Genomic DNA, 12,289 nt, shown 5'->3' with positions numbered 1-12,289 from the left:
CACCCACCAACGAGACAAAACCCCAGGCCACAACGTCAATATGAATCACATCACGCCAAAATGAGCCAAGTCAGGTCAAATTGCCAATAGCATATTCCTCTCCCGGGGCGGAGGGAAATTTTTTCGGCGTGAAACGGGTCTCAGTCGGATAGTGCCCATTAAGAGGTACGACGACGGCGGGGGTGGTACATCGCAGTGCGATGTACCACACCCGTGAGCTGGCGCAGGGCGCGCTTAGCGCTCGATGCGGATGCGGCGCCAGGCCAGGATCCCGAGGCCCGCCACGAGCGCGGTGGCTGCGAGGGCCGCTCCGGAACGAGCGTCGCTACCGGTGCGCACAATCCGCGGCGGATTCGCCGGAGGGGTGCTCGGCGGGGTGCTGGCCGGTGGAGTTACCGGAGGCGTGCTCGGCGGCGCCGGGGGAGTGGTCGGCGGCGCCGGCGGCTCCGTGGTGGGTGGCGGCGGTGTATGAGTATTCGTGATGACGTACCCGCTGGCCGCATCCCCGCTGATTACGCTTGTGTATCCAGGAACCTGCACTTCGCGTACTGAGTACACCGCCTTGCGGCCCTCGCGGTACACCGGGAGATCCGTGAACTTCCCGGTCCATTCACTCGCGGCGCTCAGCTCCAAGCTCTGACCCACCGGCTGGCCCGCATCCAGGAGTTCCACCGTGACCTTATCGGGGCGCAGCCCGGCAGGCGCGGCGTCGTCGTTCCATTTCTTCGCCACCGAAACCTCGGTGGACATGGTGTTGGTGAGTGCCACCGTGTAGAGCTTCGCGCCGTCGTCCGCCGTGGTGGCGGTGGTGCGCAGCGTGTACGGGGAGTTTTCCGCGCCGTGTTCGCGGAATTCGATGGGGAGTTGCTTGCCGGTGGCCGCGTCGATGAGCGTGGCCGGGTTGGGGAAGTTCGCGATCTCGGCCGTCCACTGCTGCGCGGCCGTGAGGGTGATTTCCTGGAGTTTGTGCCCGCCGACCAGCACGTCCAGCGTGATGGACTCGGGGCGGGTGGCGGCGTCGTCGCCCTCCCAGGCCTTCATGACGCGCAGGGTCCAGATGTCATCCTCACCGAAAATCAGCTCGCCGTTATTGGCGATGCCGCCGCCGCTAATGCCAATGCCGGTGGCGCGATTGTTTTCGATAATAACGCTAGCTAGCTGCCCAGCCAGGGCTTTTGCCTCCGCGCTCGGCACCGACTTGAAAGCCTTATTGTCACTAATGGGTTGGCCGAAGGGAACCGGGGTATTTTGCCCGCCTTCCTGGTAACGCAGCAGCTGTTTCTCCGCGGGCCAATTAGTGTGAATGCCGTAGGCGGAGCCATCCTGGAACCAGGCGCGCGGGGAACCGCCGAGCATCCGCTCGCTTACTACAACCGGCTGGCCCGCAACGGGCGTCGGGTTATCGAATTCGTGTTTGGCAACGCTGAAGAAGTCATCGCCGGCGCCCTTGTATTGCTGCTGGGTACCAGCATTCGGCGCAGAATTATCGAAAATAGCCACGCCTCGGGTGATATTCATGGTGGTTCGGCCGGTGGGGCAGTTCCACACCCCGCCGCCCTGCGGGCTCGGCGGGCGGTTGCCAGCTCCGACCAGCCGCATTTCCGCGATCTCATTATTGCGGATAACCGCGTTGTGGATGGTGAGAGTGGAGCCTTTTTCATTGTAAATACCAGCACCGCCCCAGAAGCCGCGGGACGTATTTCCGCTAATAAGCCCGGCCGTGAGAGTGACCCGGCTATTCGACCGGAATGCGAGCGCACCACCGGATTCGCCGGAGATGTTATTCGTGAACGAGGTCCCGGCCAAAGTGACAGTGGCTTGAGATGTATGCAGACCTCCGCCGGCTACGGTGGACTCATTTCCGGTGATGATTCCACCGGTGAACTTCGCCTCACCACCGGTGATATGAATACCGCCACCCTGGCCCCTGAATATGCCATTGGAATTCCCGCGGATCTCGCCGCCGCTCATGGTGAAGGGGGAGTGCATAAGCGCCATAGCCCCGCCGATTTCTGTGACGTTGTCGCTCAGGGTGCCGCCGCTGAGCTCCACGGTGGCACCTTCGGTGAAGACCGCTCCACCGAAACCGTTGGACTCCGGGTTGCTCACCGTATTTTTGCTGAGTGTGCCCCCGCTGATCACGAGCTTCGCGGGCTGCTCCGGGCTGCCCCATACCCCGATAGCTCCGCCGAGTTGCAGGCCGGAATTTTCGGCGAGGGTGCCGCCGCTGATGGTGACAGACCCGCCGTAGGCGGTAATCGGTGCATATTTTCCGGCGACGACGCCGCTCGGCCCGAGCGTGCCACCCTGCGGCGCACTGGAATTACGCGAGAAATCAGCGGTTCCACTGATATTGAGTTCCCCGCCCTTGACGAAAATAACCGGGCCGGTCAGGGCCGTATCGTGAATCGAGCCGGCACTCACCGTGAGCGTGCCCTCCACCACGAATTGGGTCTTGGTAAATGAAGGACCGGCCAGGGTGAGAGAACCACCCTTCTCTACCTGCACGGCCGGTAGGTCCGCACCGGTAACCTCGCCGCTGCCGGTGAGGGTGAGCTGGGTGCCGGCCGGAACTCGCAGCACCGGCGCATCCGCGCTGAGACTCAACTTATGGGAAAGAGTCGCGCTTATAGCGCCCGATTGGGAAGCGGTGGTGACCAGTTCGTCCCACGTGGATGCGGTGGTTCCGCCCGGCGGATTTGGCTCCCCGAGCGCGGTCGGCAAGGGCGCGATGGCCGCGAGCAAGCCAAAAATAAGAGCGATGAGGGCGCCGGAGATTTTTCTGGTCACAGGTTCCTTCTTCGGTACGATTGTGGCGCAACACCACCATTGGCGCGAGCGATTGAAAATCGATACAGATTTAGGCTACCCGTTTCGCGGCGCTTGCGCAAGCGCTGTGGCGTGCTTCGCGGCTCGGCGCATTTCCGCTTTGTGGCTCGGTGCATTTCCGCATTGCGTGCCGCCCGATGCAGGCTTCCGCAATGGTCGTGAATCCACCCCACCACGTCCGCAATTCACCCGTATTTCACACGTCCTATTGACGCACGCTCAGATCGCGCTACAGTTAATCCCCGAAAGTTCAAGTTAGGGTGCCCTAATCCGCCCTGATTCGTTCTCACTACTTCGTTCAGGAGTGACTCACCGTGAAAACTAAAGACTTTATTAACATTGGCGTTTTTACCGCCATCTACTTCGTTGTTGTTTTCGGCTTCGGGATGCTGGGCGTGATCAACCCGGCGATGATGTTCGTGGGCTACGCGCTAGGGATCATCGCCAACGGCGTCGTCGTTTTCCTCTTCAAAGCACGCGCCCCGAAATTCGGGACCCTCGGACTCATGGCGCTGCTCGTGGGTGCACTTATGGTGCTCACCGGTCACCCGTGGGTGACCGTGCTGCTCACCTTCGGCCTGGGGCTGCTGGGCGATTACCTCTTCACCCGCGGCAAGCGTTACCTCAAGATCCTCGGCTACGCGCTGATGTCGCTGTGGTATGTCGCCCCGTGGTTCCCGGTCCTCACCGACGCGGAAGGCTACTACCAGTACATCGCCGGCTCCATGGGCACCGAGTACGCCGACGGCCTGCGCTGGTTCCTCTCCCCGACCATGATTGCCATCTGGGGCGTGGCCGTGTTCGTGCTCGGAATCATCGGCGGTTTCTTCGGCGATTCGGTGCTGCGCCGCCATTTCCGCACGTCCGGTATCGCGCGCTAGCTGCGAGGTTCCGGTGGATTCCACAATTTTTAACGACGACGCCGCGGGCCCGCGTGCTCGCGGCCCGCTCGCTTCCCCTACCGGTGTGCCAGCTCAGCCCGGCAGCAGCGCGCCCGGCAGCGGCGTGCCCGCGGTGCTTGATGCCGGCGCGATTCTCAGCTTGGATGAGCGCCGGCGCTGGCGCCCGGACCCGCGCACCGTCCTCCTCCTGGTGCTGGTGGGCAATGCGCTGGTCATGACCCGTGGCAGTTTCCTGCTCGCGGTCATTGTGGTGCTGGTTGCCGCACTCGCGCTCGTGAGTAACGGGCGGGTGAAACTGGCCCTCGGCATCATCGTCGTGGAATCCTTCTGGATGTTCCTTATTTTCCTCCCGAGCCTCACCGGGGCCTCCGCTTTGGGTGCCTTTTTCGTGGCCTTCGGGTTCTGGATGTTCAAATTATGCGCGGCGGCCGCCCTGGCCGGGTATGCCCTCACGGTGCTGGTGCCCGGCGAGCTGGTGGCCGCGCTGCGCGCCCTGCGTATCCCGGTGGCGGTGACCGCGCCGGTCACCGTGCTGCTGCGTTTCTTGCCTATTGTGGTCTCCGAATACCGGGCGGTGCGCGAGGCGATGGCGCTGCGCGGCCTGGCCATGGGCTGGAGCGCCGTGTTCCATCCCTTGCGCTACCTGGAATTTATCCTGGTCCCGCTGCTGTCCTCCTGCGCCCGCATTGCCGATGACATGACGGCGGCGGGAACCCTGCGCGGCCTCGGCTCGCGCACCCGCCCCACCTCGCTGCATCGCCTGCGTTTCTCCTGGGTGGATGCGCTGTGGCTCGCGGTCATCGCGGCCCTCATTGTGGCGCGCTACTACCTCGCCAATATCAGCTTCACCCCGGGAGGAGTACGATGAGCGCGCCCGATCAGCAAACACCCGATACTTACCTGCGCGGCGTCACCTTCACCTACCAGAGCGATCCCGAGCTACCCACCACCGAGTGCGGCGTGCGCGATATCGACCTCGACCTCCCGGAAGGCTCGTGCACCCTCATCACCGGGCCGTCCGGTTCCGGGAAATCCACGATCCTCAAACTCCTCAACGGCCTCATCCCCGAGCTCTACCCCGGCGAGCTGCACGGCGAGGTCCGCCTGGCCGGGCGCGTCACCACCGCCACCCCGATCCAGGAGCTCGGGCGCGCGGCCGGCACCGTTTTCCAAAACCCGCGCGCGCAATTCTTCACCGCGAAAGTCCTTGAGGAGCTCGCCTTCGCCGGCGAAAACGCCGGGGACGCCCCTGAGGTCATCGCCGAACGCATCGCCCACGCTGCCACCACCTGGAATATTGAGCGTTTCCTCCCGCGCCGCCTCGCCCAGCTTTCCGGGGGCGAATTGCAATTAGTGGCGAGCGCCGCCGCACTGGTCGGCCCGCACCGCATCCTCCTCTTCGACGAACCAACTTCCAACCTCAGCCCCGAGATGGTCGGGCATTTCGCGCAGGTCGTACGCGCCCTCAAAGCCCGCGGCTGGACCACGATCATCGCCGAACACCGCCTCTACCCGCTGCGTGGCGTAGCGGATCGCGTCGTCGTGATGCACGGCGGGCGCATCACCGGGCGCTACGCCGCCGCGGATTTCTTCGCGATGGACGAAACCGAACGCATCGGCCTGGGCCTGCGGACCTTGCGGGTACCCGAACGTGCGGCGCGCGTTCCCGCCACCGTGCATAAGGGCGACGACGCCGGCACCCCGGCCAGTGCGCCCACCACCCCGGGCGTGGTGGCCGAGGCGGTGCGTTTTGCCTACGGGCCCCACGAGGTGCTTAATCTGGAGCGGGTGGAGCTCCCGGCCGGGCAGGTCACCGCGCTGACGGGGCCCAACGGCGCAGGGAAAACCACCCTGGCCCGGGTGCTCATCGGCCTGGCGCATCCGGAATCTGGTGCGCGAATTTCCTTCGGCGGGAAAGTGTGCCGGGGGCGCGAGCGGCTGCGCCATTCCAGCTTGGTCATGCAGGATGTCACCCGCCAGCTTTTCGCGGAAACCGTGCGCGGGGAAGTGGCGCTGGGGAATGCCGGGGTGAGCGCGGAACGGATCGACCAGGTCTTGGCCGACCTCGGATTAGGCGAGGTAGCGGACCGGCATCCGGCTACTCTATCGGGCGGGCAGAAGCAGCGCCTCGTCGTCGCCAATGCAACGGTGGCGCATGCCGACTTTTATGTCTTTGACGAACCGACCTCCGGGGTGGATTATCGGCACCTTCGCTCCATCTCCACTCACATCCGCGCGCTTGCAGCGCGCGGAGCCACGGTCCTGGTGATCAGCCACGATCCGGAATTCATTAACGAGGTGGCCGATAATGAGCTGCATCTGGAGCCGCGGGATCCGGAAAGTGGAACGCAGCGCGCCGAACTATTCGGCCTGCTAAAGTGACGGGTATGGATACGGGTTGTGCAAAGCTTGCGGCGCTGGGCGCCGGCTGGCGTCGATGGCGCGCCTAATTTTTCTTCCCCGCACGCGCGTGCTTCGCGCGTACGTGCCCTCAGGGATCAACGTCACCCCATAATCAAGACCCCCGCACTGTTATCACAAAGGATAATTATGCAGTTTTACCCTGCCCTCGCTGAGCTGAGCGCCTTCAGAACCGAGCACTGCGTTGCGCCCGAGCATCACTCTGCATCCGAGCATCACTCTGCATCCGAGCATCACTCCGCTCCTGAGTTCCGTGCCGTGCCTGAGTACCGTGCCGCGCCCGTCGCCACCGAAATTCTTTCCGATTCCCTCACGCCCGTCACCGCCCTGAAAATCCTCAAAAACGTTTCCGATCATGTCTATATGCTCGAATCGGCCGGCCAGGATCAGACCTGGGGGCGATATACTTTCCTCGGTTACGATCCGAAACTTGAAATTACCGCCGTGGACGGGCAGGTGCGGATTAATGATCAGCCGGCCGCCTATGATTCCCCTTCGGATGCGATCCGTGAGGTGCTCGCCCGTTACCGCAGCCCGAAAATCCCGGGGATGCCGCCTTTCGCCGGTGGGCTGGTGGGATATTTTTCCTATGACTACGTGAAATATGCCGAACCCACCCTGCGCCTCGATGCCCCGAACGAGGAGGGATTTAATGATGTCGATCTTATGCTTTTTGACACCGTTATTGCCTTCGATAACTTCCGCCAAAAAATCATATTAATCAAGGTGGTGGGCCTCGATAACCTGGAGGAAGAATACCCGCGGGCTACGGAAGAATTACGCGAACTGGCCCAGTTGCTGCTCCACGGGGAGCCGGTGGCGGATACTACCGGGCGCTTGACCGGCCCAATTACCCCGGTCCTCAACGAGGCGGAATTCGTGGCGATGGTGGAGCGCGCCAAGCACTATATTCACGAGGGTGATATTTTCCAGATCGTGCTCTCTAATTGCTTGCGAGCAGAATTCACCGGGTCTCTTATTGATACTTATCGGGTGTTACGTACTATTAATCCTTCCCCGTATATGTTCTATTTCAGCGGGCATAATATTGAGGTGGCGGGGGCCTCCCCGGAAACCCTGGTGAAATTGGAGGATGGCACCCTCTTCACCTTCCCGCTGGCCGGCACGCGGCCGCGCGGGGCCACTCCCGCGGAGGACGCTCGCCTGGAAGAAGAGCTGCTGGCCGACCCGAAGGAGCTGGCCGAACATAATATGCTCGTGGATTTGGGGCGTAATGATATTGGCCGCCTGGCGCAATTCGGCACCGTGAACGTGGATCGCTTCCATGACGTGGTGCGTTTCTCCCACGTCATGCATATTGGTTCCACGGTGAGTGGGAAAATTCGCCCCGAGTGCGATGCCCTGGATGCCGTTGCTTCGATTCTGCCCGCGGGTACCTTGAGCGGGGCGCCGAAGATTCGCGCCTGCCAGCTCATTAATGATCTCGAAGGAAATAAACGTGGTATTTATGGCGGGGCGATCGGCTACCTCGATTTTTCCGGGAACCTCGATACCTGCATCGGTATCCGCATCGCCTACAAGATCGGGAACACGGTCTACGCGCGCAGCGGCGCGGGTATCGTTCAAGATTCCGTTGCCGCCACCGAATACCAAGAAACCCTAAATAAGGCCGCGGCCGTCCTGGAAGCTTTGCACGACGCCGCCCAGCTGGAGGAATGCTCATGATCCTCATCATTGATAACTACGATTCTTTCACCTACAACCTGGTGCAGCTGGTCGGAACTTTCCGCCCGGATGTCAAGGTGGTTCGTAATGATGCCCTGAGCGTGGCGGAGATTGATGCGCTGGCCCCGGATGGCATTATTATTTCCCCCGGCCCGGGCTTCCCCCGCGACGCCGGTGTGTCCATGCCGCTGGTGGAGCAACTGGCCGGAAAATACCCCATCCTCGGGGTATGCCTGGGCCACCAGGCGATCTGCGAGGCCTTCGGCGCTACTGTGACCTATGCGGCGGAGGTGGTGCACGGCATCGCCCGCCCGGCCCGCATGGATACCTCCAGCACCCTCTTCGCGGGATGCGCGGATGAAGAAATGGTGGCCCGCTACCATTCCCTCGCGGTGCGCAACGATACCCTAGGCAATGATCTGGTGGTGACTTCGCGCTGCGTGGGGGATGGGGAGGTCATGGCGGTGGAGCATCGCCGCTTCCCCGTCTTCGGGGTGCAATTCCATCCCGAATCGATCCTCACCCCCTGCGGGCGCACGATCATGAAGAATTTCCTCGCGCGCTGCCGGTAGCTGCGTCGTCGTACCCTTATCGTGGTACGACGACGCGCACTAGAATCGCGGCATGACTAACGACGCGTCTGCACCCGCGCAGCTCCCCATGCCTGAGCGGCCACTATGGCGAGCTCGCGGGCTCGGCGCGGCTGCCGTTCTGGTGCTTTCCTGGGTGGCTGTTGTGTGGACTGTGCGTCAGTCCCTGGTGCTGAACTCGTACGCAGATGGCGCGTGGTGTAGCTGGAATGCGACACGGCAGTGCCGGGTGACTCCTTTTCCTTGGGACTATTTGCTTATTATGCTGGCCGGGATCGCGGTGGGGATAGGTGCTTGGATTGCTCTGGGGCGTTCACTGCCGCGAGCTTCGAGTAAGTTTGGCGGTGCCCGCGGCCCGCGCAAGCAGGTACGTTACCTGGCGATAGCGGTGGAAGTGCTGGGCACGCTCGCGGTCGTGGCGGTGGCAATACTCGGAAGCCTGGCCGCGCTCTTCGGTGGTGTGCCTGAGGGAGCCGTGGCCGGGGTGGGTCTGCTCGGGTTCGGAACGGGAATGCTCTTTTCCCTTACCCTCGCGGTGGGAACAGGTGCCTGCCGCGCGGCGTGGATGAACGGCGGAGCGGTGGCTGTGGCCGGGGCTGGCGCGGGCGTGTTGATGGCTCCTAGCCTGGTCACCGCGGGGCCACTGGGCTTGATCATTGTGGTTATCGTTTCTTGTGGGGTGATGCTGGGTGGTCTTGTTTTTGCGCGTGAAAACTGCCGGACAGAAGTCGGTAAGGCAGCCGAAAATGCGGCCGGAGATGCTGGCGGATCACCGGGTTTTCTCCTGAAACTTAGCCTGGGCGTTACCGCCGCGGCTGTGGTGCTTTCCGCCTTAGGTTGGTGGCTGCTTCCTTCGCCGGCGGATCGCAGCTTTATGAAGGGCGAGTCGGTAACGTTCCCGCGAGAAGTGGAAGATTCCCGGGATTCTTCGGGGGCGTCCGTACCGCAAACTACGCCTACGGGGGAGGTTTCGCCCGTGCCGGAACCTTCGCCTATTTCTGGAGGGCCGTCCAGGTCTACACGAGATCCGCGCCCGGGCGCAATTTCGGCGCCGTGTACGTCCGAGCAGGTGGATATGAGCCGGAGCTCGGTGGATGGTGCTCTTGGTGCGCGGCAGGTGCGAATCACACTCACCAATCGCAGCGCGACCGCGTGCTCGGTGCGGGGCATGACCGGGGTGTGGCTCTCCGATGCGGGAGGCCAGAGCGATAGCTTTCCCGGCACCGAGCTCGCGACCACCGAGCTCAGAACCACGGAAATCACCGGCGCGGACTCCAGCGCCTATGAACGTGGAGTTGAGCTTCCTCCGGGGGACAGTGCCACGATGGAGATTGAGTGGCGGGTAAGTAACTCCGGGGATGCTGGCGAGCAGCAGCAATTAGGGCTCCAACTGAGTCCCGGTGGTGAAGTGATCCCCGTACCCGCGCGGAAAGGCGAGGAGACGTGGTTCGACGGCGATATTACGCTGCCCATCCGGGTAGGGGCCTGGCACTAACGTAATCATTCTCATTGGTGCGTTACTCGGACTGAGCTACCCAATCAGCGAGGTAATTGGCCTGGTTCGTGAGAAACATTGTGCCGAGGTAGAGCCGGAAAAGGATTCGGGAAAACACGCTAAGTTCACCGAAACTCTCCGTGAGCGTAACAAAGCATCCTTCGCCGGTAGCACTCGACACGGCTTCAGGGTCATCTTCTGCAAGCAGGGCGAAACGGCGAGATTGCTGTGTGGCAGCATCGTGTTGGCCGGAGAATTCCCATACTGTGGGGCGGCCTTCCGCGCCCGGGTAGCGGAGCACCCAGCCGGCGCCTCCCTCGGAAATATCGGCGAAGTTGGCGGCGGCGAATTCCGGGGACGCCGCGTATTCGCGTACCGCGCTGGCGCTGGTTGGCAGGTAGATCCGCAGCCGCGCGGTGCGCTTGATCCGGCGGGGCTGGGTGAGGGGTTCAGCGGCGGCAAGCGCAACGATAAGCTGCTTGCGGTCAATCCCTGCGCGCTCCACAATCGCGCGGCACGAGGCCTCGTTGTGGAGCAAACGCATAGCTACGCCGCAGTGATAATCACGGCCCGGGAATTTCCCGCTGAGGAATTTCTGCAGGTCTGCAGGTGGGGCGAGCTCGGCGGCGTCGTCGAAAATCTCAACGCGGGTGCGTTCACGTAACTGCACGGGCGGTAACCCAAATTCTTCGAGGCGTTCCGCGTGGAGCTGGTCAACGTGCTCACGCGCAACCCGCAGCGTGAGGCCGGCGCGGGCGCAGACGCGGCTGGCGCTGCCCCCACACGCGAGCAAGGCGACGAAAACATCGACGAGGCTGATCTCTTCGCGCCAGGCGCGGCGCGCTTCGAAAGCAGAATTCTGGATGAGCTGCAGGGCAGCGGCGGCGGGCATTTTCATGACGGGTTCCTTAGGTCGCGCGGCAGCCCCGCCGCGTATTTGCGATGGGCTGATTGCTTGGTTACCTCCAGGCAACGGCCAATATCGCTCCAGGACATGCCCGCGCGCACCGCTTCCTCGACGTAGTACTTCGTGATGCGATCAGCCTCCACGCGCATGGCGTGGGCGGCGCGCAGCTTCTCCGCAATCACCGCTGGATCTAGCCTCGCTTGCTGCTTCTTCGTCATCACGCCGTCAGTATATGCTGACGCACTTCTGTGAGGCAAGGGCCATTACGCGTCCGGCGTGGTGGCCCCGGGCCGAGTGGAGCGGCAGGCGCGGAGTGCAGCGGCACATATTCCCAGGGATCCGCCTATCCACGCTGCGGCGCCGATGAGGTTGAGTGTTTCGGGGCCGCTCGCCCTCCATAGCGAAACGACCCCTACGCTGACCGCCACCGCGCATAATGCGTAGGCGATGCTCGCCCGAGTCCAGCCGGCAAGCCGGTACGTGCAGCCGGTTCCGACGGCGGCCAGCACCACCGTGGCAGCCACAAAAATCGCGGGCGTGGCGGTTCCGGGCGTGAAGTGCCAGGTGTCCGTCAGGTTGAGAGCCAGAGCGCCGAGGCACATTGCGAGTAAAACGAAAGAACTGGTGAGCGATCCGTAGCGAGCCACGATATGCATGGTAGCGAAACCTCCTCGTTGAGATATTTTGGCGGTGCGGGTGCGGAGACGGGTGTGAATGCAACGCTCCCCGGGAACGGTCGATATTTCGTCCAATCCCGGGGAGCATTAGTTGTTGTCTCGGCGTAATCGTACGATCACGTTCCGAAACTTTTTAGCGGCGACGACGCCCAGCGGTCAGGGCCCCACCGGCAGCCACCGCGGCGGCCGCGGCCAAGAGCCCAAGCGTCACATCAGCACCGGTGTGCTGCAGCTTCTTGACCTTCTTGACCTTGGTGGGCTTGGAAGCGTCTGGCTTGTCACCCTTGTTGCCCTTGTCAGCATTGCCGTTATCAGCCGGGGTGAGCAGCTTTACGGTCTTGTCGGCCGGGATTTGGCTCGTGGAACCATCCGGGAACGTTACCGTGACGGTTCCATCCTTGCTGACGGTGATCTGTGTGTTCTCCGGGAGATCCGGGTTGGCCTTCTTGACCTTGTCCTTGACCTGTTCACGTTCCTGATCGGTGACGTTGGTCAGGTCCACAACTCCAGTGAGCTCGGGATCCTTGAGGGTGATCTTCTCGTTGTCCTTGAGCTTGCGGACGGTCTTGTCGGCCGGGATCTGGGTCTCAGAGCCATCCGGGAAGGTAACCGTGACGGTCCCGTCCTTGCCGACGGTGACCTGGGTGTTTTCGGGCAGGTCGGGGTTGGCCTTCTTGACCTTGTCCTTGACCTGCTCACGTTCCGGATCGGTGACGTTGGTCAGGTCCACAACTCCAGTGAGCTCGGGATCCTTGAGGGTGATCTTCTCGTTGTCCTTGAGC

General features: G+C 62.6%; 11 protein-coding genes. 6 read left to right on the top strand and 5 right to left on the bottom strand.

The features are described from left to right. Positions 1-234: 234 nt before the first annotated feature. Positions 235-2,790, bottom strand: a complete 2,556-nt coding sequence (locus QP305_RS08475; RefSeq protein WP_284904909.1) for a Cna B-type domain-containing protein — start codon at positions 2,788-2,790, stop codon at positions 235-237. A gap of 353 nt (positions 2,791-3,143) precedes the next feature. Here QP305_RS08475 and QP305_RS08470 point away from each other — a divergent pair, with 353 nt between their 5' ends. From QP305_RS08470 to QP305_RS08445, 6 genes are all read left to right on the top strand, one after another. Next, the gene (locus tag QP305_RS08470) at positions 3,144-3,710 is read left to right on the top strand and encodes an MptD family putative ECF transporter S component (RefSeq protein ID WP_284904908.1); all 567 of its coding nucleotides are present in this window, start codon (positions 3,144-3,146) and stop codon (positions 3,708-3,710) included. Between the two features lie 13 nt (positions 3,711-3,723). Then, complete coding sequence (locus tag QP305_RS08465) at positions 3,724-4,599, top strand: energy-coupling factor transporter transmembrane component T family protein (RefSeq protein WP_284904907.1); 876 nt, start codon at positions 3,724-3,726, stop codon at positions 4,597-4,599. Further along, entirely contained in the window at positions 4,596-6,113 is a 1,518-nt protein-coding gene (locus tag QP305_RS08460) for an ABC transporter ATP-binding protein (RefSeq protein ID WP_284904906.1), read from the top strand. Before QP305_RS08465 ends, QP305_RS08460 begins: the two co-directional genes overlap by 4 nt. Positions 6,114-6,281: 168 nt before the next feature. Then, the gene (locus QP305_RS08455) at positions 6,282-7,838 is read left to right on the top strand and encodes an anthranilate synthase component I family protein (RefSeq protein ID WP_284904905.1); all 1,557 of its coding nucleotides are present in this window, start codon (positions 6,282-6,284) and stop codon (positions 7,836-7,838) included. Next, on the top strand, positions 7,835-8,410 hold the full coding sequence (locus QP305_RS08450) for an anthranilate synthase component II (protein WP_284899095.1): 576 nt from the start codon (positions 7,835-7,837) through the stop codon (positions 8,408-8,410). The genes QP305_RS08455 and QP305_RS08450 overlap by 4 nt, the downstream gene beginning before the upstream one ends. Before the next feature lie 52 nt (positions 8,411-8,462). Further along, complete coding sequence (locus QP305_RS08445; protein WP_284899093.1) at positions 8,463-9,923, top strand: DUF4232 domain-containing protein; 1,461 nt, start codon at positions 8,463-8,465, stop codon at positions 9,921-9,923. 22 nt (positions 9,924-9,945) lie between these two features. Here the strand turns inward: QP305_RS08445 and QP305_RS08440 are convergent, their stop codons facing one another. From QP305_RS08440 to QP305_RS08425, 4 genes are all read right to left on the bottom strand, one after another. Then, the gene (locus QP305_RS08440; RefSeq protein ID WP_284899091.1) at positions 9,946-10,821 is read right to left on the bottom strand and encodes a hypothetical protein; all 876 of its coding nucleotides are present in this window, start codon (positions 10,819-10,821) and stop codon (positions 9,946-9,948) included. After that, positions 10,818-11,048, bottom strand: coding sequence for a hypothetical protein (locus QP305_RS08435; RefSeq protein ID WP_284904904.1), 231 nt, complete (start codon positions 11,046-11,048; stop codon positions 10,818-10,820). Before QP305_RS08435 ends, QP305_RS08440 begins: the two co-directional genes overlap by 4 nt. A gap of 45 nt (positions 11,049-11,093) precedes the next feature. Then, positions 11,094-11,477 (bottom strand): hypothetical protein, encoded by a 384-nt coding sequence (locus tag QP305_RS08430; protein WP_284904903.1) that lies wholly within the window; start codon positions 11,475-11,477, stop codon positions 11,094-11,096. Between the two features lie 163 nt (positions 11,478-11,640). Then, positions 11,641-12,289, bottom strand: a 649-nt coding sequence (locus QP305_RS08425; protein ID WP_284904902.1) for a Rib/alpha-like domain-containing protein, incomplete at its 5' end; no start/stop codon positions are given.

This window comes from Actinotignum timonense, assembly GCF_030216305.1.
Classification (GTDB): Bacteria; Actinomycetota; Actinomycetes; order Actinomycetales; family Actinomycetaceae; genus Actinotignum; species Actinotignum timonense_A.
This window is presented reverse-complemented; position numbering and strand designations above follow the sequence as displayed.

Excerpts from the sequence above, each read along its gene's own strand:
- QP305_RS08445 (WP_284899093.1), top strand. The coding sequence starts at position 8,463 with ATGACTAACGACGCGTCTGCACCCGCGCAGCTCCCCATGCCTGAGCGG.
- QP305_RS08455 (WP_284904905.1), top strand. The coding sequence starts at position 6,282 with ATGCAGTTTTACCCTGCCCTCGCTGAGCTGAGCGCCTTCAGAACCGAG.
- QP305_RS08435 (WP_284904904.1), bottom strand. The coding sequence starts at position 11,048 with ATGACGAAGAAGCAGCAAGCGAGGCTAGATCCAGCGGTGATTGCGGAG.
- QP305_RS08460 (WP_284904906.1), top strand. The coding sequence starts at position 4,596 with ATGAGCGCGCCCGATCAGCAAACACCCGATACTTACCTGCGCGGCGTC.
- QP305_RS08440 (WP_284899091.1), bottom strand. The coding sequence starts at position 10,821 with ATGAAAATGCCCGCCGCCGCTGCCCTGCAGCTCATCCAGAATTCTGCT.
- QP305_RS08450 (WP_284899095.1), top strand. The coding sequence starts at position 7,835 with ATGATCCTCATCATTGATAACTACGATTCTTTCACCTACAACCTGGTG.